The organism is Pseudomonas sp. NPDC086112 (assembly GCF_044746425.1).
Taxonomy (GTDB): domain Bacteria; phylum Pseudomonadota; class Gammaproteobacteria; order Pseudomonadales; family Pseudomonadaceae; genus Aquipseudomonas.
Window position 1 is genome coordinate 37,955 of the sequence record NZ_JBIVCD010000033.1, and the last position, 21,306, is coordinate 59,260.

A 21,306-nucleotide genomic window follows, 5' to 3' on the forward strand; every position below is an offset into this window, starting at 1 on the left:
TTCCAGTGGCTACTTGTGCGCCTCAACCTTAAACATTATTCGTTTTACCGCCAGCTCCGCCAACATGATGATCTGTTGAATTGCCATGGTGTATGCCGGTGTACACTTTTAAACACTCACTTCGAGCTGGTTCCTATCGCGGGCAAGCCCGCAGTAGCCTTCAGGCCGGTCAGCAACAACCGCTGAAACAAATCCTCCTTCAGCCCTTCCGGTTTCGTCAGCTGCATCCTTTCCAGATGCACGGGAAATTCCGAAGCCGCTGGCGCATCCAGCGCAGCCTTGCCCAATTCCAGAATCTCGGTGAGCTTGAACTTGCTCTTCAACCAGTTCAGCGCCCGCAATAGATCCCGTTCCTCAGCGGTGAAATCACAGCCCAGCGGATATTCTGGAAACAGATTCGAATGCCGCGCCTGAATGGCTTGCAACCGCTGTGGGCTGTTGTCGGCGAAACGCGGATCGAGTCGAAAATGCTTCGGCAGTTTGCCAACGTTCTGCGCCTGCTCGATCAGCCCCGGCTGGAAGCGTGAGTCGCTGATGTTCAGCAATGCTTCGATCACCGCCGCGTCGGTCTTGCCCCGCAAATCGGCGACGCCGTACTCGGTGACGACGATGTCCCGCAGATGCCGTGGGATCGTGCAGTGGCCGTATTTCCAGATGATATTCGAACTGACCTCACCACCCGACTCGCGCCAACTGCGCAGCAGCAGGATCGAACGCGCGCCTTCCAGCGCATGGCCCTGGACGACGAAGTTGTATTGCCCGCCGACGCCGCTCAGCACCCGCCCGTCTTCGAGTTGATCGGCCACGCCGGCGCCGAGCAAGGTCATGGTGAAGACAGTGTTGATGAAGCGCGCATCAAGGCGCTGCAAGCGTTTGAGTTCCTCCTGACCGTAGAGCTCGTTGATGTAGCTGATGCGGGTCATGTTGAATTCGAGCCGCTTAGCCTGCGGCAACTCGCGCAAGCGCTCGTAGAAACTGCGCGGCCCGAGGAAAAATCCGCCATGCACCGAGATGCCGTCAGTCTGCGCGGCCTCGTCCAGCGTCCCGGCATTCGCCTGCTGCTGGGTCGCCACGTCCGGGTAGACTTTGCGCCGCACGATCCCGGCATCCGCCAACACCAGCAAGCCGTTGACGAACATTTCGCTGCAACCGTAAAGGCCCTTGGCGAACGGTTCGATACCCCCTTCGCGCTCAATCAACTGCGCCCATTGGCTGAGATTCAGATCCGCCAGCAACGCCTTGTAACCGTCACTGTCAGCCTGCCGCGCCAGCAACGCTGCCGTCAGGGCATCACCCATGGCGCCGATGCCGATCTGCAAGGTGCCGCCGTCGCGCACCAGCGTGCTGGCGTGCAGACCGATGAAATGATCCTGAAAACCCACCGGCATGTTCGGCGTGGAAAACAGCGTGGTGTTGTCCTTCGCGTCGATCAGCAGGTCGAAGGTGTCGATGCCGATTTCCGCATCGCCGGGCATGTACGGCAAATCGTTGTGTACCTGCCCCACCATCAGGATCGTTTCCCCCGCCGCCCGGCGCTTGGCAATCATCGGCAACAGGTCGAGGGTGATGTCCGGGTTGCAGCTCAGGCTCAGGCGATCGGGATGCTCGCTGTGGCTGGCGACCAGTTGCGCGATCAGGTTCAAGCCGGCGGCATTGATGTCCCGGGCGGCGTGGCTGTAATTGCTGCTGACGTAATCCTGCTGGGCCGATGCGCTGTTCAGCAGGCTGCCTGGCTGCAGGAAGAATTGATGGACGTGAATGTTGGCCGGCAGGCTGTCGCGACGCAGGTCGGCGAGGAAATCCAGCTCCGGGTAGTCGCCGAACACCCGCTCGATGAAGGGTTCGAGGAAGCGCTTTTGCAAGCCATCGCCCAATGGCGGGCGTCCGAGGCACAGGGCGGTGTAAATCGTCAGTTGCCGCTCGGGCAGTTGCGCGATCCGTTGATACAGCGCGTTGACGAAGTGATTGGGCTTGCCCAGCCCCAGCGGCAATCCCATGTGGATATGCGCCGGCAACCGCGCCAGGACGTCATCGACCGCCTGTTCGATAGAACACAACTGCACCATCTGATCCTCCCGCCGTTCCATGAATTGGGGTTGGACCGAGCTTGCCGGGTCTTTGCTGCAAAGCATAGCCTCAGGGGAAAATCGCACGCACAAAAAAGCCGCTGGAAAGCGGCTTTTTCGTTGAAGACCGGCTTATTTCAAACCGGACATCTTCTGGATGGCGCCCTTGAGATCGCCATCAGAGCAATCGGCGCAGGTGCCTTTTGGCGGCATTGCGTTGAGGCCGGAGATTGCTTTCGCCAGCAAGCCGTCGAGGCCGCCTTCTTTCTTGGCGCGCTCGCCCCAGGCGGCGGCATCGCCGATTTTCGGCGCGCCCAACAGGCCGGTGCCGTGGCATGCGTTGCAATGTTTTGCAATCACTGAGTCAGGGGTTTTGGCATCACCACCACCCGCAGAAGCAGCGACTTCCATCCCCTTGCACTCTTTGCCCTGCACACAAACCTGGCCAACGGGCTCAAGACGTTTAGCAATATCGTCGTTGGTCGCAGCTTGTGCGCTGACTGCCCAAAGGGCCAATACGGTTGCTGGTGCGGCCAGCATTTTCATAATTAGGTTCACGCGTACACCCTCAATGGTGGCTAGTCACGCCCACGGCCACGGTTCGCAGGCGGGCGCAAGTATAGCGGTAAGCCCGTCACACTGAAACAACCCCAAAGTCGAAGGGGTCTTATCGTGGGAAGGAAATACAGCAGGGGCGTCTCCACAATCCGGGCAGGACGCCTCTTCTCTTAGAAATTCGCCGGGGTAGCTGCGCTGATTAGTCGCGCCGGAGCATCGAACGGATTACGGAAACGGTGTGGCTTGGTACTTTCAAAGTAGTAGCTGTCGCCGGCTTCGAGCACAAATGTTTCGAGCCCGACCACCAGTTCCAGCCGACCTTCCACCAGAATCCCGGTTTCCTCGCCCTCATGGGTGAGCATCTCCTCACCGGTGTCGGCGCCTGGCGGGTAGATTTCATTGAGGAACGCGATAGCCCGGCTCGGATGAGCCCGGCCGACCAGTTTCATGGTCACTGCACCATCGGAAATATCGATCAGCTCGTGGGCCTTGTAGACGATCTGAGTCGGGATTTCCTGCAGGATTTCTTCGGAAAAGAATTCGACCATGGACATGGGAATCCCGCCCAGTACCTTCCTCAGCGAACTGATCGAGGGGCTGACGCTGTTCTTCTCGATCATCGAAATGGTGCTGTTGGTAACACCCGCGCGTTTGGCGAGCTCACGCTGGGAAAGACCTTTGAGCTTACGGATCGATTGCAGTCGTTCACCGACGTCCAATGCTGGAGCCTCCAAGGGTTCAGGTTGTAGAAATATTGAGCGTTATCATGGCGACAGCGTTCAGTATTTACAACACTTGGGCCTGAATCCTGTTTGGCGAAGCGACTTTCGGTCGGGAACGTTTTTCGTCAGGCCCCGGAATAGAGCAGCGGCACTCGACGCAGGTTGCAGAAGATCTGGTAAGGAATCGTGCCCGCGGCCGTCGCGACGTCACTGGCGAGGATATTTTTGCCCCACAACTCGACGGGCGAGCCGAGGCCGGCTTGCGGCACGTCGGTCAGGTCGACGCAGAGCATGTCCATCGACACGCGGCCAATCAACTGGCTGCGCTGCCCGGCGACCATCACCGGCGTACCGGTCGGAGCCTGACGTGGATAGCCGTCGGCATAACCCATCGCCACCACGCCCACGCGCATCGGCTTGGGTGTGATGAATTTCGCGCCGTAACCAATCGGCTCGCCGGCCGGCAGTTCACGCACGCAAATCACTTTCGATTCCAGGGTCATCACCGGTTGCAGGCGGGACGCCACGGCATTGGCCTCTTCGAACGGCGTCGCGCCGTAAAGCATGATGCCCGGGCGCACCCAATCGCTGGGAATCTGCGGCCAACCGAGCACCGCCGGCGAATTACGCAGGCTGATTTCAGCCGACAACCCCTGACGCGCCGCCTCGAACACCGCAACCTGCTCGGCGCTAGCCTGGCAGTGCAGCTCATCGGCGCGAGCGAAGTGACTCATCAGCACGATCTTCGCCACTTTGCCGCTGGCCAGCAGCCGTTGATAGGCCGCCTGGTAATCCGCCGGGTGCAAGCCAACCCGATGCATGCCCGAGTCGAGCTTGAGCCATACCGTGATCGGTTTGCTCAGCGCGGCTTTTTCGATGGCCTCGAGCTGCCACAGTGAATGCACCACGCACCAGAAGTCATGCTCGACGATCAGCGACAGCTCATCGGCTTCGAAAAAACCTTCCAGCAGCAAAACTGGCGCACGAATGCCGGCGACGCGCAGTTCCAGCGCTTCTTCGATGCAGGCCACGGCAAACCCGTCCGCCTCGGCTTCCAGCGCCTGGGCGCAGCGCACTGCGCCATGGCCGTAGGCATCGGCCTTGATCACCGCAAGGGCCTTGGCCCCGGTGACTTCACGGGCGATCCGATAGTTGTGGCGCAGGGCTTGAAGGTCGATCAGGGCACGGGCTGGACGCATGGCGGCAGACTTCTAGTCGGTCATTGAAAAAAAACCGGCGCTGGCTGACAGCGTGAACCGCCAACAGCGCCGGGAGAGGGATCTTTCTGGCTGAGCGTTATGGCAGCGCGGCGACAACCGACAGCTCAACCAGGATTTGCGGTTCGCACAGCTTCGATTCAACAGTAGCGCGGGCCGGGGCGACGCCTTTTGGCAGCCACTGGTCCCACACCGAATTCATGCCTGCGAAGTGCGCGTCGATGTCTTTAAGGTAAATCGTTACCGACAGCAGGCGGTTCTTGTCGGTCCCGGCCAGATCCAGCAAACGCTCGATGTTGGCGAGGGTTTCACGGGTCTGCTGTTCAATCCCGGCGCTCATGTCATCGCCGACCTGCCCTGCCAGATACACCGTACTGTTGTGGACAACGATCTGGCTCATGCGCTCATTGGTGAGCTGGCGCTGGATTGACATGTTTTGCGGACTCCTTGAGTTTGTTGCCATAACGGGAAATATCGAGGCCTTCGGCGCTGATCTGAGGTGTTCTCTTCGCCATCAGGTCAGCCAGCAAACGACCGGAACCACAGGCCATGGTCCAGCCGAGCGTGCCGTGGCCCGTATTCAAGAACAGATTTTTGAACGGCGTGGCGCCGACAATCGGGGTGCCGTCCGGAGTGGTCGGACGCAGGCCGGTCCAGAAGCTCGCCTGGGGCAGATCGCCGCCTTGAGGATAAAGGTCGTTGACGATCATCTCCAGGGTTTCGCGTCGACGCGGGTTCAACGACAGGTCAAAACCGGCAATTTCCGCCATGCCGCCGACGCGAATGCGGTTGTCGAAACGGGTGATCGCGACCTTGTAGGTCTCGTCGAGAATGGTCGACGTCGGGGCCATTGCCGGGTTGATGATCGGCACGGTCAGCGAGTAACCCTTGAGCGGATACACCGGCGCCCGGATGCCCAGCGGCTTGAGCAATTGCGGCGAGTAGCTGCCCAGCGCCAGCACGTAGCGGTCGGCGGTTTCCAGCTTGCCGTCGATCCATACGCCGTTGATGCGATCACCGGCGAAGTCGAGGCGCTGAATATCCTGGCCGAAACGGAATTCCACACCCAGTTTCGTGGCCATTTCGGCCAGGCGGGTGGTGAAGATCTGGCAGTCGCCGGTCTGGTCATTCGGCAGGCGCAACGCACCGGCGAGGATGTCGGTGACGCTGGCCAGGGCCGGTTCGACCCGGGCAATGCCGGCGCGGTCGAGCAGTTCGAACGGTACGCCGGACTCTTTCAGCACGGCGATGTCTTTGGCGGCGCCATCAAGCTGCGCCTGGGTGCGGAACAGCTGGGTAGTTCCCAGGCTGCGGCCTTCGTAGGCAATGCCGGTTTCGGCGCGCAATTCGTCGAGGCAGTCGCGGCTGTACTCGGACAGGCGCACCATGCGCTCCTTGTTCACCGCATAACGGCTGGCGGTGCAGTTGCGCAGCATCTGCGCCATCCACAGGTATTGATCGATGTCGGCGGTGGCCTTGATCGCCAATGGCGCGTGACGCTGCAACAGCCACTTGATGGCTTTGAGCGGCACGCCCGGCGCGGCCCACGGCGAGGCATAACCCGGCGAAACCTGCCCGGCGTTGGCGAAACTGGTTTCCATGGCCGGCGCTGGTTGGCGGTCGACAACCGTCACTTCAAAGCCAGCCCGTGCCAGATAATAGGCACTGGCGGTACCGATGACGCCGCTACCCAAGACCAGAACGCGCATTTTCATATCCCTCATCGCGGCTTACCGCTGACGTTTATTGTGCAGACCGAAGATGTGGGCAGTTTAAAAAAGTTTAGCCAGTGCTTTTCACTATATAAGTGCCTATATTTGGCGACAATTCTCGGCAAAAACCCTTTTCACGGAGGCGCATCCCCTATGCGAACCAACACTCAGACCAAACGTGAGCTGGACAAGATCGACCGCAACATCCTGCGGATCCTGCAAGCGGACGGGCGCATTTCCTTCACCGAGCTCGGGGAAAAGGTCGGCCTCTCCACCACGCCCTGTACCGAGCGGGTACGGCGACTGGAGCGCGAAGGGATCATTATGGGCTACAACGCCCGCCTGAATCCGCAGCACCTGAAGGGTAGCCTGCTGGTGTTCGTCGAGATCAGCCTCGACTACAAATCCGGCGATACTTTCGAAGAGTTCCGACGCGCGGTGCTGAAACTGCCCCACGTACTGGAATGCCATTTGGTGTCAGGGGATTTCGATTACCTGGTGAAAGCACGGATTTCCGAGATGGCCTCGTACCGCAAACTGCTGGGCGACATCCTGCTCAAGCTGCCGCATGTGCGCGAATCCAAGAGCTATATCGTGATGGAAGAAGTGAAAGAGAGCTTGAACCTGCCGATTCCGGATTGAGAGGTTGTCTCGGAGAAATGGGTGTCTGGGCGGGCGCTTTCGCGAGCAAGCCCGCTCCCACATTAGATCTTCAGTGGGGCACAGATTTGTATACGGCAGGGATAAAATGTGGGAGCGGGCTTGCTCGCGAAGGCCGCGACTCGGTCTACCTGAAGCTTCGCAACAACTAAACCAAAACCTGCCGCGTCGAAGCCATGTACTCATGAATCTGCTTCTCGACCCGCGGATGGATCAGCTCCACCGGCCGTCTCCCGTTAGGGCATGGCAACGTTTTGGTGGTACCGAACAGCCGACAGATCAGCGGTCGTTCGTCATACACCGTGCAGCCATTGGGGCCCAGATGAACGCAATTGAGTTCATCCATCGCCGCATCCTGCTCTGCCCGGGTCTTGCGCGGCAGGCGGGACATTTCTTCGGGCGAGGTGGTCACCGGCCCACAGCAATCATGGCAGCCGGGCACGCACTCGAAAGAGGGAATCTGTTGGCGCAGCGTGCGAATTTTCTGACTGTTGCAACTCATCGAAGCGGTGACCGAATACAAAATAGACCGGGATTCTGACGCAAAAAACCCGATCCAGACAGCGCCAACCGACCGGTGTTGCCCGTGTCCGAAGCGGCGGCTTATGCTCCGTCAACTTTTTCAAACACATGCACCCAGGATGACCACATGAACGCCCCCGTTCAGCAACCTGCCTCGAGCCATCAACACGCGGCCTCTTATTACGCCGCCAGCAGCCTGCCGCAGCCCGATCTTGCGGTACTCACAGGTGAGCTGGTGGCGGACGTGTGCGTGGTGGGCGGCGGGTTCTCCGGGCTGAACACCGCCCTCGAACTGGCCGAACGCGGCTTCAGCGTGGTGCTGCTGGAAGCGCACAAGATCGGTTGGGGCGCCAGCGGACGCAATGGCGGGCAGTTGATTCGCGGTGTCGGCCATGGTCTCGACCAGTTCGCCAGCGTGATCGGTGCAGACGGTGTGCGTCAGATGAAACTGATGGGCCTGGAAGCGGTGGAAATCGTCCGACAGCGGATCGATCGCTTTCAGATCCCTTGCGACCTGACTTGGGGCTACTGCGACCTCGCCAACAAGGCTCACGAACTGGAAGGCTTCGCCGAAGACGCCATCGAGCTGCACAGCCTCGGTTACCGTTACGAAACCCGTCTGCTGCAAGCCCACGAAATGCACAGCGTGGTGGGTTCCGATCGCTACGTCGGCGGTTTGATCGACATGGGCTCCGGGCATCTGCACCCCTTGAACCTGGCACTCGGTGAAGCGGCAGCCGCCGGGCAATTGGGCGTGAAGCTGTTCGAACGATCGGCGGTGACCCGCATCGATTACGGCCCCGAGGTCAAAGTCCACACCGCCCAGGGCACAGTTCGCGCGAAGACGCTGGTACTGGGTTGCAACGCCTACCTCAACGATCTCAACCCGCAACTCGGCGGCAAGGTGCTGCCCGCGGGCAGTTACATCATCGCCACCGAGCCCTTGAGTGCGGAACAGGCTCACGCCTTGCTACCGCAAAACATGGCGGTCTGCGATCAACGGGTGGCGCTGGATTATTACCGACTCTCGGCGGATCGACGTTTGCTGTTCGGCGGCGCCTGTCATTATTCAGGGCGCGACCCGAAAGACATCACCGCGTACATGCGACCGAAGATGCTGGCGGTGTTCCCGCAACTGGTCGGGGTGAAAATCGACTATCAATGGGGCGGGATGATCGGTATCGGCGCCAATCGCATGCCGCAGATCGGTCGGCTCAAGGAGCAGCCGAATGTGTATTACGCCCAGGCTTATTCCGGTCATGGGCTGAACGCCACACATCTGGCGGGCAAGTTGTTGGCTGAGGCTATCAGTGGTCAGCAGAGTGGTGGTTTCGATCTGTTTGCCAAGGTGCCCCATATCACCTTCCCGGGTGGCAAGCATTTGCGTTCTCCGCTGTTGGCGTTGGGGATGTTGTGGCATCGTTTCAAAGAGTTGGTCTGAAAGATTTTCGGCGTCTGTATCGACGCCTTCGCGGGCAAGCCTCGCTCCTACAGGGATGTTGTCGAGCGGCGATCCCGTAATCGACGCGAATCCGTGTAGGAGCGAGGCTTGCCCGCGAATGGATCTATAGACCGCCGCAATATTCAGATCCGCCAAAAAGGCTTAAGCCCCTCCTCCCGCGCCTGCTCACGACTCAACCCGACATCGTTGAGCTGCTCCGGTGTCAACGTCAGCAACGCCTTGCGCGTGTGCAGACGATGCCAGAACAGACCCCAGCGACCCAGGCCGGACGGCGCGTTGCGCATCACCGCCTCGCGTGCGCCGTTTTTTTGCCCTGCCGCCAGTTCCTGACTGTGTAACGTCAGCCGCACATCGCTCAAGCCGTTCATTTTCATTGCTCCTGTTTACTTGGGTAGCCAGAGCTTTCATGATGCGCGGACGGCGAAAAGCATTACAGATTCAACGATGGTGTATTAACTCCATACAGATTTTCTGTTTCTGCCTCTGAATCACATATTTTTGCCTCATCTGTACTGGTTAACCGAATCACTCACACCGAGACTGCGCCATGACCCTCTACGTCAATCTCGCCGAGTTGCTCGGCACGCGTATCGAACAAGGCTTCTATCGCCCCGGCGACCGGTTGCCCTCGGTACGAGCGCTGAGTGTCGAACACGGGGTCAGCCTGAGCACGGTGCAGCAGGCCTATCGAGTGCTGGAAGACGTGGGTCTGGCGATGCCCAAACCCAAGTCCGGTTACTTCGTACCGGTGAGTCGCGAACTGCCGGAGCTGCCAGCGGTTGGCCGGCCGGCCCAACGGCCGGTGGATATTTCGCAATGGGATCAAGTGCTGGAACTGATCCGCGCCGTACCGCGCAAGGACGTCGTGCAGCTGGGTCGCGGCATGCCGGACATCACCACGCCGACCATGAAACCGCTGCTGCGCAACCTGGCGCGAATCAGCCGTCGGCAGGACATGCCCGGCCTGTATTACGACAACATCTATGGCACCCTTGAATTGCGCGAGCAGATCGCTCGCCTGATGCTCGACTCCGGTTGCCAGTTGGGCGCCAACGATCTGGTGATCACTACCGGTTGCCACGAAGCACTGTCCACCAGCATCCGCGCCATCTGCGAGCCGGGTGACATCGTGGCGGTGGATTCGCCGAGCTTTCACGGCGCCATGCAGACGCTTAAGGGCCTGGGCATGAAAGCCCTGGAAATCCCCACCGACCCGCTCACCGGCATCAGCCTCGATGCGTTGGAACTGGCGTTGGAGCAATGGCCGATCAAAGCCATACAGTTGACCCCCAACTGCAACAACCCATTGGGCTACATCATGCCGGAGGCGCGCAAACGTGCGCTGTTGACGCTCGCACAGCGTTTCGACGTGGCGATTATCGAAGACGATGTGTATGGCGAACTGGCCTACACCTACCCGCGCCCGCGCACAATCAAATCCTTCGACGAAGATGGCCGCGTCCTGCTCTGCAGTTCTTTTTCCAAGACCCTGGCACCAGGCCTGCGCATTGGTTGGGTCGCACCGGGCCGTTATCTGGAACGGGTGCTGCACATGAAGTACATCAGCACCGGCTCCACCGCGCCACAACCGCAAATTGCGATTGCCGAATTCCTCAAGGCCGGGCACTTCGAACCGCATTTGCGGAAGATGCGCACGCAATACCAGCGCAATCGCGACGCGATGATCGACTGGGTGACCCGCTACTTCCCCGCCGGTACCCGGGCCAGCCGTCCGCAAGGCAGCTTCATGCTGTGGGTCGAACTGCCGGAGGGCTTCGATACCCTGAAACTCAATCGGGCGCTGCATGATCAAGGCGTACAGATTGCAGTTGGCAGTATCTTTTCCGCCTCGGGCAAATACCGTAATTGCCTGCGGATGAACTACGCTGCCAAACCAACCCCGCAGATCGAAGAAGCGGTGCGCAAGGTCGGTGCGACAGCTATCAAATTGCTGGCTGAAGGCTGAACGATCAGTCCAGCTGAAATCGCCCCCATGCCTGGAACGGGGTTATGTCGCGAACGCGTGTCGCTTGTGGGGGGACGAGGGTTTCGATATCCAGTTCCAGGCGCCAATGCTGGCCAGCCAGAGGCTGACCGTCGAGCCTGGGTCGGATGCGATCGCCTGGCCGCAGCAGCGCTACGTTGTGCGCGCCATCGGATTCTCTTAGCCAGTTGACTGCCTGGCCATCGAGTCGTGCAGCAACCAGACGCAGCTGCATAATGCCCGGCCCGAACCGATAGTGCTGCGCGTCGACAGCCGGCGCCTCGAACCGCAGCGTCATCGGTTGCGGCTCGCTGCATTGCACGTTCAGATATATCCGCCGAATGCCGAAACTCAGAGCCGACCCCGTATTCGACGCCTGTAAGCCATCACGGGTATGCGAACCATAATCCAGCACCATGGGATTGAGCTGCATCGTGCAATCCGCCTGCGCATAACTCGGTAGCGCGACCGGCCACAATGCCAGCAACCACAGCCTGACAAAATCTTTCATGAACGTCCTCTGGATCAACTATCACCCGCCCGACAAGTCACTTCGGCAGCCTGGTAAGGCGCGGTGGTTTCCGGGAGTTGGCGGGTGTCGAACTCAAGCAGGCAGCGACGATCGTCGGGCAACGTCAATTGCAGCCCAAGCCACTCGGGAGCATCGGCGATGTACACCAGACCGGTCTCAACCACACTGGTCAGGTACACACCCTCGCTGTCGTACACCGCCCCTCCTTTGGGGACCCACTGCCCGGCATCGGTCCGCACATGCAGCATCAGCCGGCGGGCGCTGCTCAGCTTGAAGTCGAGTCGAGGTACCGCGCCGCGTCCGGTTTCGATTTCCTGAAAACCATTGAGCACTTCGACATTACGCGGCAGGCTGACGGTGTCTATTTCCAGACGACTGCTCTGGTACGCCGGCAGGCTGGCCGCTACCGCCCTGCCAGTGCCATCGGTCCAGACCGGTCCCTGAGGCGTGCTGATTTTTATCCCGGCATCGGAGCCAATCTTCAGCAGACCAAAAGTATCGCGCAGCGCATAAGGTGATGGCGTGAGTCCACTTTCGTGAACAGCCACACCGCCGCGCAACGCGAAATCATAACTGCGGGTGCCGACACTGCTGCGCGAATAGCCGAGGTCGACACTGGTGTAACGAGGCAGCAGACTGATGCGCCCGTCGAGATTTGTCTGGCCGGTATCGGCCCGCTCGGCATTGATGCTGTAGCTCGAGGTCTCGCTGACTTGCTCGTTGTAACGTGCGCCGGTGCGCATCCCCTGCTGGCGATCCTGACGACCGTATACCCTCAGACTACGGTTTCGCCCGAGGGGAAAGCCAAGGGTGGCGTAAACGCCCGTACCGCGATCATCGTCACCACTTTCGCGTTGCACATTCAGCGACAGATTGGCAGCACCGAATTCCCGAGACCATGAAGCACTGATCCGCGATCGATCCGGGCTACCGGCCATGGCATAGCGGGTCATCGAACCGCTGAACGCGCCCCAATGCCGATCTGAATAATTAACTGAAGCACCCCATTGACGTTCTGCCCGGCCATAAGGGTCATCGGTCAGAGATTCCGACCCGATGTCCGCCAAGGTTCGAAACCCGTTATTGCGCTGAGCTGCGGTCAAGCTGGCGGACAAGCCGGGGCCCAACGAGGTGCTGAAAGTCGCCTGCAGGATTTGGCCCTGCCCCGCTGACGCTGTACGCGAACTCAAGTGCTGAAGGCTCACCATCGAGTCGCGCGTCAAGGCATGTTGCCCCCCCCAGCCCAATGACTGATAGGCGCTGCTCCCCATCCAACCGGCGGTGAATAACGAGTCCGAGCCCCACTGCCAATCCTTGCTGGCGGCAAAAAACGAGGGTGTCTCACGTTCGTCATGGGTGAACCGCCGTACCTGGCCCGCCGCGATGGCGAAGCCCGGTGGGGTCAACCCACTCAGCGGACGCACATTGGCTGCCGGCACCCGGAAGTGGCGCTGTTCGCCGCTTTCTTCGATGACTGTGACTTCAAGGTCCAGTTGAAGGCTGAGTACAGGTAGATCACGCAAGGTGAATGGTCCAGCGGGAACCAGGGTGGTGTAAATCACGACACCGCTTTGGCGCACTTCTATCCGTGACGGTGAGTAAGCTATCCCTTCAACCGCCGTTCCGACGCCAAGGCCTTCCTGACTGCGCAAGGCGAACGCTGTTTCCGGCAGAACCTGAATGCCGGTAAAGGGCTCACCGGCAAACAGCGACGACCGCATATTGAGCTGGCCAAGTTGTACATTGGCCTGATAACGCTCCCAGGTTCGCGATGCCTGGGTGTACAACGTCTCGAACCGCGCCACCCCCTCGAAGGCGGTGTAATTCTGGCGACTGCGCACGACCCAGTCTCCGGCATTGAATCCCAGTTCCGTTCCCAGGTTGCGATACTGCCTGGAGGCGTCCGCGCCTGAGCTGGAAACCACTAGCGCGTCATAGTTCAACACCCCCGCCACACCGCCTGACGCCCAGTTTCGCTGCAGCCGAGGCTGCGCGAGCAACAGATCAGTGGGAACCAAAAGCGCCACTTGTTGCTGGCCTGGAGAGAGTCGCACTTGCGCAGCGGCTATCCCCTCGGTTGCCCGTAAACACGCTTTGTCGTCAGCACTGTCGGGCAAACCTGGCGGCGCAGCAATACCGGCATAATCGAGCAGGTTCGCATCAAGGCATAATTGGCCTTCGTCATCGAAGGTGGCCAGCACCTGCCCGATGGGCGAGCCATTGACCTGCAAGAGGACTCGCGTACGGCCGGCCTGAAAACGGGGTAAATCGCGAAAATGCTCGGCGACTTTCGGGTCGATTCCCCGGGCCTCAAGCACCGAGCGATCGAATTCGATCGGCGTTTCGCCCCAGGCTTTTCCGGTCATATCAATCACCAGAACCAGACTGCCGACCCAGCAACGTGAGCCGCCATACCAAGGCTTGCGGCGACTCACTATCGGCTGCTCAACGGCGCATCATGGCTGTCGACCGCGAATCCATAAGTCGTCGCGGGAAAAATCCGCACATGGGTGCCCAACGTCGACACGGCGGTGAGCGTCAGTACTTCGCCGGGCAGAATGTAGGTGCGCCCGAGATCGAGCATCACGCCGCTGGGGATCAAGCTCACCGATTTGGCGAGCCGCACTACATAGGGGCCGGGGTTGCTCACCTGCACCCGGTCGCCAACAACGCTCCAGAGCAGATGTTTCCAGGGCGTGCGGTCCACTGCCAAGTTGGCCGGGCGCAGGATCACTGGAATGTTCTGCCGCACGCCCAGGCTGAGCCGAGCACCGTCTGCGCCTTGACGAGGCTTTATCCCCTCGAACACCACCCGTTTCAGGCGTTCGGTTTCCAGAGGTTTGGTGCTGCGCAAGATGAACCTGACCTGCTGGCTCTGCCCGGGCTCAACCCGGGCCACGGGCGGAGTCAGCAGCAACAGCGGTTCGTCATCCTCTGCGATGTGTTCGATCGTGCTGTGGAGCAATGCCGGTTGTTCGTCGGAGTTTTTGACATTGAGGGTCGCTTCGCCCAATGCCTCATCGACTATTACGACAGGGGTTTGCGGCACCATGCCAGCCGCCATCGCCAGCGCACTGAAAAATGACAGGCACAGGGCCGCAATGGCACCGAGCGCCTGTAAAGATTTAGGGGGACACATGAAATTCTCCAGAGGGCATCGACCAGCATGGCGAACGCAATGCCTGTCGATGCCCGATGACACGCCAGGAAACGGCCAATAGCGGTATGACCGTCAGCCCGTTATGCCGCGTCGGCTCAGAGGTAGAACACGTCGAACGTCACCGAGCCGTCGAGGGGAAACTCGTCGGTGGTCGCGGGCAGTTCGGAGGTCGGGCGAATAGCCGCAGCCACTTTCATAGGAAAGACATGCAGACGCGCGGCGGCCGGGCCGGCTGCTGCACCAGGCCCCCAGGAATAGGAAACTGGGGCGTTGGACATCAGGCCGCCGACCGGAACTCGCCATACCGGATTGGCCGGAGAGCGCACCAGGAAAGTCTGCGGGTTGCCATCGGTCAGGGGCTGGCCGGTCAGCAGGCCGAAGCCGCCGATGCCGACACCATTCGTGCTGCCGAGGCCATAGTAAAGGTGATCACCGAAGCGGCCATTGAACATGAGGCCCGGCACTTTGGTACCACCACGATTGTCCGTGACTGCAATCTCCACCGCTGCGGGTGCGTCGCATGCGATCTTCAAAGTAATGTCTCGCGGCGGGAGATCGTTTTGTGTTGTCGCGCTCAACGTCGAGGAATGGATCCGCCCCAGATCGATGTTACTGCCACCGGCGAAAGCAGGAATGCAGGAAGTCGGAATGACCGTACCGCTGATGTTCAGGTCGACACTTGCCGCTTGAACGGCTAATGGAGCGATGGCTGCTGTTAAAGCGGCCATCAAAAAAAGCTTCTTCATAAACACTTACCTGTGAATGGATGAAAGTACCAACGCGTCGAATGCAGCGGGAAATCACGCTTTCTTCCGACACGTCGAATACCCGGCGATCATTCCGTTTCTTGTAGGTTTTTTATGTAGGAAAAGTCGCCATATCAACAGGCATCGGCGACAGCACCTGTGGCTCTTTTCGGTTCTCACCGATGGATCCGATCAATCACAGTCATGCCACCCTTCAAACGTGTGTGATCCCAATGCCGTGCCATACTTCCGTGACCCCGACGCGAGAAATCCTGCCTTGATACTCATCCGGCCCTTCGCTTTGTTGCTCGCCTTGTTGCTCGGCAGTTGCACCAGCCTTGATGTCGTCCGCGAATCGAGTCAGGCCCTACCGGCGGCGAACTCGGCGTTCGGGCGGTCGATCCAGGCACAGGCTGCCCCCCATGAGGGCCAATCGGGCTTTCGCTTGCTCTCCGATAGCGCCGAGGCCTTCACCGCCCGCGCCGAGCTGATTCGCAACGCTCAAAGCAGCCTCGATCTGCAGTACTACATCGTCCATGACGGCATCAGCACACGAATACTGGTGAGCGAGCTGCTCAAGGCCGCCGACCGCGGCGTGCGGGTGCGGATTCTGCTCGACGACACCACCAGCGATGGCCTGGACCGGATCATCGCGACCCTCGCCGCCCATCCGAAGATTCAGATCCGCGTGTTCAACCCGCTGCACCTGGGCCGCAGCACCGTCGTTACGCGAACGATGGGCCGGTTCTTCAACCTGTCGCAGCAACACCGGCGCATGCATAACAAACTGTGGGTGGCGGACAACAGCGCGGCGATCGTTGGCGGGCGCAACCTGGGGGACGAGTATTTCGATGCCGAGCCCAACCTGAATTTCACCGACATCGACATGCTTGGTGTCGGCCCGGTTGCAGAGCAACTGGGGCACAGCTTCGACCAGTACTGGAACAGCGCCCTGAGCAAGCCGATCGAGCAGTTTCTCTCGACCAAGCCGACAGCCAGGGACTTGAAAAACACCCGGACCCGGCTGGACGAATCCCTGGAGGAAACGCGCAAACAGAACCACGCGCTTTATCAGCAGTTAATGGCCTACACCACTCACCCGCGCCTGGATGTCTGGCGCCGGGAGCTGATCTGGGCCTGGAACCAGGCATTGTGGGACGCACCGAGCAAGGTATTGTCCAAGGGCGAGCCGGATCCGCACTTGTTGCTGACCACCCAGTTGGCGCCCGAGCTCAATGGGGTCAGCAAAGAGCTGATCATGGTCTCGGCCTACCTCGTACCCGGCCAACCGGGGCTGGTTTACCTGACCGGTCGCGCCGATGCCGGCGTATCGGTCAGTGTGCTGACCAACTCACTGGAAGCCACCGACGTACCGGCCACGCACGGTGGTTACGCGCCTTATCGCAAAGCCTTGCTGGAGCATGGGGTGCAGCTGTTCGAATTACGCCGTCAGCCCGGTGACAATGGAGACAACGGCGGTAGCGGATCGAACCTGTTTCACGGCGGCAGCAGCTCCTACCGTGGTTCCGACTCCAGCCTGCACAGCAAGGCGATGATTTTCGACCGACAGAAAGCCTTTATCGGCTCGTTCAATTTCGACCCGCGCTCGGTACTGTGGAACACCGAAGTCGGGGTACTGGTGGACAACCCGCAGCTCGCCGGGCGGGTGCGCGAACTGGCACTGGAGGGTATGGCGCCAGCCCTCAGCTATCAGGCCCGGCTGGAAAAGGGTCAGATCGTCTGGGTCACCGAAGATGACGGCAAGCAGCACACATTGACCAAAGAACCGGGAGGTTGGTGGCGACACTTCAATTCATGGCTCAGCAGCATGGTCGGCCTGGAGCGGATGTTGTAGTCAGGAGGCTGGTGATGAATTGTGGCGAGGGAGCTAGCTCCCGTTCGGCTGCGCAGCAGTCGCAAATCGGCATCCGTGTTCTATCTGAATAAGCGGTGGCGCATGATTTAGGGCCGCTGCGCGACCCGACGGGAGCAAGCCCCCTCGCCACAGGGTTGTGCAGCGCTCAGGCTGGTTCGGCAACCGTACCAAACGCCCCTTGCCGCGATACCAGAATCACCAGCCCCAACGCGCCCGCCGCCATTAACAACGGCAAGGCATGCCCGCTGATCCACTGGCTCCCGGCACCGGCTGCCAAAGGCCCGACCAGGCAACCAATTCCCCATAACTGTGCGATATGGGCATTGGCGCGCACCAAGGCATCGTCGCGATAACGCTCGCCAATCAAGATCAGCGATAAGGTGAACAAACCGCCGGCACTGGCGCCAAACAACACCCACAGCGGCCAGATCAACAGCGTGTCGATCAGCAACGGAATCGCCAGGCTCGACAGCAGCAAGAGCATCGCGCAACCGGTAAACAATGTACGTCGCGACAAGCGATCGGCCAGCGCGCCAATCGGCAATTGCAGCAAGGCATCACCCACCACCACTGTGCTGACCATCGCCAAGGCGATTTCCGTGGTGAAGCCCTGACGCAGGCAATAGACCGGCAGCAAGGTCAGGATCATCGCTTCGAACGCCGCGAACAGCGACACCGCCCAGGCAATCGCCGGCAAGCCGCGGCAGAAGGTCAACAAGTCACCGAGGGTTACGCTGCAAGCTTCGCTGGTGGGTGCGCCGCCGCGGCCCAACAGCAGGAACGGTGACGTCATCAGCAAACCGACGCCGACCCAGAAACCATAATCATGCTCGGTGCCCAACGCCCCCAACAGTAACGGCCCGGCCAGCTGACTCAACGCGTAACTGCTGCCGTACAGCGCCACCAGTCGACCGCGCCATTGCTCGACCACCAGTTGGTTGATCCAGCTTTCACCGAGGATAAAGACGAGGGTCAGGATCACCCCGATCATCAACCGCAGCACCAGCCAGATCGGGTAGCTCGGCCATACTGCCAGCAAACCGATGGATACCGCCCCGGCCCACAGGCACAGGCGCATCAGATTGGCCGTGCCAAGACGGGCCGCGAGGTGGCTGGAGATCTTCGCCCCCAGCAGTACACCAATGGCCGGCATCGCCGCCATCACGCCGATCGCGAACGAGCCGTAACCCCAGCCTTCCAGACGCAACGACACCAACGGCATGCTGACACCCAGGGCCAGGCCGACACTCAAGACAGATGCCAAAACGGCGAAATACGTCGCCCAACGCATGTTCCACGCTCCTGTGAATTGTTATTTTCAGGCACCACGCAAAGCACTGTGGGAGCGGGCTTGCTCGCGAAGAGGCCATCACATCCAACATTGATGTTGGCTGTTACACCGCCTTCGCGAGCAAGCCCGCTCCCACAGGGGATCTGCGTCGTTCAGGAGCCCGATTTACATTCGGGCTCCTTTACTGACTTACAATTTGATCCAGGTCGCCTTCAGCTCGGTGTATTTGTCGAACGCGTGCAGTGACTTGTCGCGACCGTTGCCGGACTGTTTGAAGCCACCGAACGGCGCGGTCATGTCGCCGCCGTCGTACTGATTGACCCACACGCTACCGGCACGCAAAGCCTTGGCGGTCAGGTGAGCCTTGGAGATGTCGGCAGTCCAGACTGCAGCGGCCAGACCGTAAGGCGTATCGTTGGCGATCTGGATGGCTTCTTCAGCGCTGTCGAAGGTGATGACCGACAACACCGGACCGAAGATTTCTTCCTGAGCAATTTTCATCGCGTTGCTCACGCCATCGAAAATCGTCGGCTCAACGTAAGTGCCACCGGTTTCCTGAAGAATACGCTTGCCGCCCGCCACCAGTTTGGCGCCGTCGGTGTGACCGGACTCGATATAGGACAACACAGTGTTCATCTGCTGGGTGTCCACCAGCGCACCGACATTGGTTGCCGGGTCCAGCGGGTTGCCCGGCTTCCAGGTTTTCAAGGCCTCGATCACCAGCGGCAGGAATTTGTCCTTGATCGAACGCTCGACCAGCAGGCGCGAACCGGCGGTGCAGACTTCGCCCTGGTTGAAGGCGATGGCACCGGCAGCGGCTTCGGCGGCGGCTTGCAGGTCCGGCGCATCGGCGAACACGATGTTCGGGCTCTTGCCGCCAGCTTCCAGCCAGACGCGCTTCATGTTCGATTCGCCGGAGTAGATCAGCAGTTGCTTGGCGATCTTGGTCGAACCGGTGAACACCAACGTGTCGACGTCGTTGTGCAGGGCCAGGGCCTTGCCGACAGTGTGACCGTAACCCGGCAACACGTTCAGCACACCTTTCGGAATACCGGCCTCAACCGCCAGCGCCGCAATGCGGATCGCTGTCAGCGGCGATTTTTCGGAAGGCTTGAGGATTACCGAGTTACCGGTGGACAGCGCCGGGCCGAGCTTCCAGCAGGCCATCATCAACGGGAAGTTCCACGGCACGATTGCGCCGACCACGCCGACCGGCTCGCGAGTCACCAGACCCAGCTGATCGTGCGGGGTGGCAGCGACTTCGTCGTAGATCTTGTCGATGGCTTCACCGCTCCAGCTCAAGGCTTGCGCCGCGCCAGGAACGTCGATGTACAGGGAATCGCTGATTGGCTTGCCCATGTCCAGGGTTTCGAGCAGGGCCAGCTCTTCGGCGTGCTGTTTGAGCAGGCCGGCAAAACGAATCATGGTGGCTTTGCGTTTGGTCGGCGCCAGGCGCGACCAGCTGCCGGAATTGAAAGTGGCGCGGGCGTTGTCCACGGCACGCTGGGCGTCGGCGGCGTCACAGCTGGCAATCTTGCCCAGCAGACGGCCATCGACGGGGCTGATGCACTCGAAGGTCTCACCAGAGACGGCATCGGTGTATTCGCCATTGATGTAGGCGCGGCCTTCGACCTTCAGATCGCGAGCCCGTTGTTCCCAGTCGGCACGAGTCAGGGTGGTCATTCGAGTGTCCTCCTCTTATTGAATACGAGTGCCCCGTGTTCTTTGCGGGCGCTGTCAGGAATTCTGCCTGGCCAGCCTGCTTTTCGGCTCAAGGCAACCGTTACCCTAAACCAGCGGCCGGTGAAGTTTCAATATATTTGACACAAGGCTGGCAAACGGCCTTGTGATGTTCATTTTAATAAACATAGACTTTCAATTTTCCAGCGCAATCACGGGGGAATACCAGCATGAGCATTCAGGATATCGTCGATTTCAGCCAGGCCAACACCCAGCCCGATCGTTATCGGCCCGACCCTGCAAAAGTCCTCAAGGGCGACCCCGAGCAAGCGGTGTACAACCACTACAACAGCCCGTGCGGCCAGATGAGTGCAGGTGTTTGGGAAGGCGAAGTCGGCCAGTGGCTAGTGAACTACACCGAGCACGAATACTGCGAAATCGTTCAGGGGGTTTCAGTGCTGCGCGACGGCGAGGGTAACGCCAAGACCCTGCGCGTGGGCGATCGCTTCGTGATTCCGGCGGGTTTTCGTGGGACTTGGGAAGTGCTGGAGCCTTGCCGCAAGATCTACGTGGTGTTTGAACAGAAGGCTTGAGGAGTTGTGCTGCCCCGGCCGACCCCTTCGCGAGCAAGCCCGCTCCCACATTGGATCTGCGTCGTTCACAAATCCAATGTGGGAGCGGGCTTGCTCGCGAAGGGGCCGGTCCAGGCAATACAAAATAGACAGGCAACAAAAAAGGCCCGTATCTCGCGATACGGGCCTTTTTCGTAAGAGGGAAAAATCAATTACTTGATTTTGCCTTCTTTGTAGATCACGTGCTTACGAACAACCGGATCAAATTTCTTGATCTCGATTTTGTCCGGAGTAGTGCGCTTGTTCTTGTCGGTAGTGTAGAAGTGACCAGTACCGGCGCTCGAAATCAAACGAATCAATTCACGCATGATTAGCTCCCTTAGATCTTGCCGGCTTTGCGGATTTCGGCCAGCACGACAGTGATGCCACGCTTGTCGATGATACGCATGCCTTTGGCAGATACGCGCAGACGCACGAAACGTTTCTCTTCTTCAACCCAGAAGCGGTGATGCTGCAGGTTCGGCAGGAAACGACGACGGGTTTTGT

General features: G+C 59.9%; 20 protein-coding genes and 1 pseudogene (1 of these 21 running past the window's edge). 5 read left to right on the forward strand and 16 right to left on the reverse strand.

Annotated features, from left to right (window positions below; all coding sequences use genetic code 11):
- Positions 1 to 116: 116 nt before the first annotated feature.
- The 6 genes from ACIPLA_RS20780 to dadA form a co-directional block, all read right to left on the reverse strand.
- Entirely contained in the window at positions 117 to 2,066 is a 1,950-nt protein-coding gene (locus tag ACIPLA_RS20780) for an acetyl-CoA hydrolase/transferase C-terminal domain-containing protein (protein ID WP_401175555.1), read from the reverse strand.
- 132 nt (positions 2,067 to 2,198) lie between these two features.
- Positions 2,199 to 2,612, reverse strand: a complete 414-nt coding sequence (locus tag ACIPLA_RS20785) for a cytochrome c5 family protein (RefSeq protein ID WP_305729663.1) — start codon at positions 2,610 to 2,612, stop codon at positions 2,199 to 2,201.
- A gap of 182 nt (positions 2,613 to 2,794) precedes the next feature.
- Positions 2,795 to 3,343, reverse strand: a complete 549-nt coding sequence (locus ACIPLA_RS20790; protein ID WP_008073360.1) for a cupin domain-containing protein — start codon at positions 3,341 to 3,343, stop codon at positions 2,795 to 2,797.
- 128 nt (positions 3,344 to 3,471) lie between these two features.
- Positions 3,472 to 4,545 (reverse strand): alanine racemase, encoded by a 1,074-nt coding sequence (gene alr, locus ACIPLA_RS20795; RefSeq protein WP_218395436.1) that lies wholly within the window; start codon positions 4,543 to 4,545, stop codon positions 3,472 to 3,474.
- Positions 4,546 to 4,642: 97 nt separating this feature from the next.
- Positions 4,643 to 4,996, reverse strand: a complete 354-nt coding sequence (locus ACIPLA_RS20800; RefSeq protein ID WP_007894740.1) for a RidA family protein — start codon at positions 4,994 to 4,996, stop codon at positions 4,643 to 4,645.
- A complete protein-coding gene (dadA, locus tag ACIPLA_RS20805; RefSeq protein WP_123499520.1) occupies positions 4,968 to 6,272 on the reverse strand; it encodes a D-amino acid dehydrogenase in 1,305 nt (434 codons plus the stop codon). The genes ACIPLA_RS20800 and dadA overlap by 29 nt, the downstream gene beginning before the upstream one ends.
- Before the next feature lie 156 nt (positions 6,273 to 6,428).
- Here dadA and ACIPLA_RS20810 point away from each other — a divergent pair, with 156 nt between their 5' ends.
- Positions 6,429 to 6,917: an Lrp/AsnC ligand binding domain-containing protein gene (locus tag ACIPLA_RS20810; protein WP_003206849.1), complete on the forward strand. Its 489-nt coding sequence runs from the start codon at positions 6,429 to 6,431 to the stop codon at positions 6,915 to 6,917.
- Positions 6,918 to 7,083: 166 nt separating this feature from the next.
- Here ACIPLA_RS20810 and ACIPLA_RS20815 read toward each other — a convergent pair whose 3' ends face one another.
- Positions 7,084 to 7,437, reverse strand: coding sequence for a YkgJ family cysteine cluster protein (locus tag ACIPLA_RS20815; protein ID WP_007894729.1), 354 nt, complete (start codon positions 7,435 to 7,437; stop codon positions 7,084 to 7,086).
- Positions 7,438 to 7,584: 147 nt separating this feature from the next.
- Between ACIPLA_RS20815 and ACIPLA_RS20820 the strand changes: the two genes are divergently transcribed.
- On the forward strand, positions 7,585 to 8,898 hold the full coding sequence (locus tag ACIPLA_RS20820; RefSeq protein ID WP_401175562.1) for an NAD(P)/FAD-dependent oxidoreductase: 1,314 nt from the start codon (positions 7,585 to 7,587) through the stop codon (positions 8,896 to 8,898).
- A 143-nt stretch (positions 8,899 to 9,041) separates the two neighbouring features.
- On the opposite strand, the gene ACIPLA_RS20825 is transcribed toward ACIPLA_RS20820, so the two are convergent.
- Complete coding sequence (locus ACIPLA_RS20825) at positions 9,042 to 9,287, reverse strand: DUF1127 domain-containing protein (protein ID WP_218395440.1); 246 nt, start codon at positions 9,285 to 9,287, stop codon at positions 9,042 to 9,044.
- Positions 9,288 to 9,466: 179 nt separating this feature from the next.
- Here ACIPLA_RS20825 and ACIPLA_RS20830 point away from each other — a divergent pair, with 179 nt between their 5' ends.
- Positions 9,467 to 10,885 carry a PLP-dependent aminotransferase family protein gene (locus ACIPLA_RS20830; RefSeq protein WP_218395442.1) on the forward strand — a complete coding sequence of 473 codons (1,419 nt, stop codon included), beginning with the start codon at positions 9,467 to 9,469 and terminating at the stop codon, positions 10,883 to 10,885.
- Positions 10,886 to 10,889: 4 nt separating this feature from the next.
- Here ACIPLA_RS20830 and ACIPLA_RS20835 read toward each other — a convergent pair whose 3' ends face one another.
- The 4 genes from ACIPLA_RS20835 to ACIPLA_RS20850 all read right to left on the reverse strand — a co-directional run bounded on the left by ACIPLA_RS20835 (position 10,890) and on the right by ACIPLA_RS20850 (position 15,341).
- Positions 10,890 to 11,414 carry a hypothetical protein gene (locus ACIPLA_RS20835; protein ID WP_401175566.1) on the reverse strand — a complete coding sequence of 175 codons (525 nt, stop codon included), beginning with the start codon at positions 11,412 to 11,414 and terminating at the stop codon, positions 10,890 to 10,892.
- Positions 11,415 to 11,428: 14 nt separating this feature from the next.
- A complete protein-coding gene (locus tag ACIPLA_RS20840; RefSeq protein WP_401175569.1) occupies positions 11,429 to 13,870 on the reverse strand; it encodes a fimbria/pilus outer membrane usher protein in 2,442 nt (813 codons plus the stop codon).
- Positions 13,870 to 14,574 (reverse strand): fimbria/pilus chaperone family protein, encoded by a 705-nt coding sequence (locus ACIPLA_RS20845; RefSeq protein WP_218395448.1) that lies wholly within the window; start codon positions 14,572 to 14,574, stop codon positions 13,870 to 13,872. The genes ACIPLA_RS20840 and ACIPLA_RS20845 overlap by 1 nt, the downstream gene beginning before the upstream one ends.
- Positions 14,575 to 14,690: 116 nt before the next feature.
- Positions 14,691 to 15,341 carry a DUF1120 domain-containing protein gene (locus tag ACIPLA_RS20850; RefSeq protein WP_218395450.1) on the reverse strand — a complete coding sequence of 217 codons (651 nt, stop codon included), beginning with the start codon at positions 15,339 to 15,341 and terminating at the stop codon, positions 14,691 to 14,693.
- A 277-nt stretch (positions 15,342 to 15,618) separates the two neighbouring features.
- Here ACIPLA_RS20850 and ACIPLA_RS20855 point away from each other — a divergent pair, with 277 nt between their 5' ends.
- The gene (locus ACIPLA_RS20855; protein WP_218395452.1) at positions 15,619 to 17,196 is read left to right on the forward strand and encodes a phospholipase D family protein; all 1,578 of its coding nucleotides are present in this window, start codon (positions 15,619 to 15,621) and stop codon (positions 17,194 to 17,196) included.
- A gap of 166 nt (positions 17,197 to 17,362) precedes the next feature.
- Here the strand turns inward: ACIPLA_RS20855 and ACIPLA_RS20860 are convergent, their stop codons facing one another.
- Positions 17,363 to 18,508 carry an MFS transporter gene (locus ACIPLA_RS20860; protein ID WP_401175574.1) on the reverse strand — a complete coding sequence of 382 codons (1,146 nt, stop codon included), beginning with the start codon at positions 18,506 to 18,508 and terminating at the stop codon, positions 17,363 to 17,365.
- A gap of 189 nt (positions 18,509 to 18,697) precedes the next feature.
- On the reverse strand, positions 18,698 to 20,191 hold the full coding sequence (locus ACIPLA_RS20865; protein ID WP_123499459.1) for an aldehyde dehydrogenase: 1,494 nt from the start codon (positions 20,189 to 20,191) through the stop codon (positions 18,698 to 18,700).
- A 227-nt stretch (positions 20,192 to 20,418) separates the two neighbouring features.
- Between ACIPLA_RS20865 and ACIPLA_RS20870 the strand changes: the two genes are divergently transcribed.
- Positions 20,419 to 20,781, forward strand: a complete 363-nt coding sequence (locus ACIPLA_RS20870; RefSeq protein ID WP_218395456.1) for a cupin domain-containing protein — start codon at positions 20,419 to 20,421, stop codon at positions 20,779 to 20,781.
- A gap of 191 nt (positions 20,782 to 20,972) precedes the next feature.
- On the opposite strand, the gene rpmG is transcribed toward ACIPLA_RS20870, so the two are convergent.
- Together rpmG and rpmB are read right to left on the reverse strand one after the other, a co-directional pair.
- Positions 20,973 to 21,128: a 50S ribosomal protein L33 gene (gene rpmG, locus ACIPLA_RS20875; protein ID WP_007894709.1), complete on the reverse strand. Its 156-nt coding sequence runs from the start codon at positions 21,126 to 21,128 to the stop codon at positions 20,973 to 20,975.
- 11 nt (positions 21,129 to 21,139) lie between these two features.
- A pseudogene (rpmB, locus tag ACIPLA_RS20880) lies at positions 21,140 to 21,306 on the reverse strand (50S ribosomal protein L28); it runs 52 nt beyond the window's last position.

Coding starts and splice junctions, on each gene's coding strand:
- ACIPLA_RS20780 (WP_401175555.1), bottom strand. CDS start 2,066: ATGGTGCAGTTGTGTTCTATCGAACAGGCGGTCGATGACGTCCTGGCG.
- ACIPLA_RS20785 (WP_305729663.1), bottom strand. CDS start 2,612: ATGAAAATGCTGGCCGCACCAGCAACCGTATTGGCCCTTTGGGCAGTC.
- alr (WP_218395436.1), bottom strand. CDS start 4,545: ATGCGTCCAGCCCGTGCCCTGATCGACCTTCAAGCCCTGCGCCACAAC.
- ACIPLA_RS20800 (WP_007894740.1), bottom strand. CDS start 4,996: ATGTCAATCCAGCGCCAGCTCACCAATGAGCGCATGAGCCAGATCGTT.
- dadA (WP_123499520.1), bottom strand. CDS start 6,272: ATGCGCGTTCTGGTCTTGGGTAGCGGCGTCATCGGTACCGCCAGTGCC.
- ACIPLA_RS20810 (WP_003206849.1), top strand. CDS start 6,429: ATGCGAACCAACACTCAGACCAAACGTGAGCTGGACAAGATCGACCGC.
- ACIPLA_RS20815 (WP_007894729.1), bottom strand. CDS start 7,437: ATGAGTTGCAACAGTCAGAAAATTCGCACGCTGCGCCAACAGATTCCC.
- ACIPLA_RS20820 (WP_401175562.1), top strand. CDS start 7,585: ATGAACGCCCCCGTTCAGCAACCTGCCTCGAGCCATCAACACGCGGCC.
- ACIPLA_RS20825 (WP_218395440.1), bottom strand. CDS start 9,287: ATGAACGGCTTGAGCGATGTGCGGCTGACGTTACACAGTCAGGAACTG.
- ACIPLA_RS20830 (WP_218395442.1), top strand. CDS start 9,467: ATGACCCTCTACGTCAATCTCGCCGAGTTGCTCGGCACGCGTATCGAA.
- ACIPLA_RS20835 (WP_401175566.1), bottom strand. CDS start 11,414: ATGAAAGATTTTGTCAGGCTGTGGTTGCTGGCATTGTGGCCGGTCGCG.
- ACIPLA_RS20845 (WP_218395448.1), bottom strand. CDS start 14,574: ATGTGTCCCCCTAAATCTTTACAGGCGCTCGGTGCCATTGCGGCCCTG.
- ACIPLA_RS20850 (WP_218395450.1), bottom strand. CDS start 15,341: ATGAAGAAGCTTTTTTTGATGGCCGCTTTAACAGCAGCCATCGCTCCA.
- ACIPLA_RS20860 (WP_401175574.1), bottom strand. CDS start 18,508: ATGCGTTGGGCGACGTATTTCGCCGTTTTGGCATCTGTCTTGAGTGTC.
- ACIPLA_RS20865 (WP_123499459.1), bottom strand. CDS start 20,191: ATGACCACCCTGACTCGTGCCGACTGGGAACAACGGGCTCGCGATCTG.
- ACIPLA_RS20870 (WP_218395456.1), top strand. CDS start 20,419: ATGAGCATTCAGGATATCGTCGATTTCAGCCAGGCCAACACCCAGCCC.
- rpmG (WP_007894709.1), bottom strand. CDS start 21,128: ATGCGTGAATTGATTCGTTTGATTTCGAGCGCCGGTACTGGTCACTTC.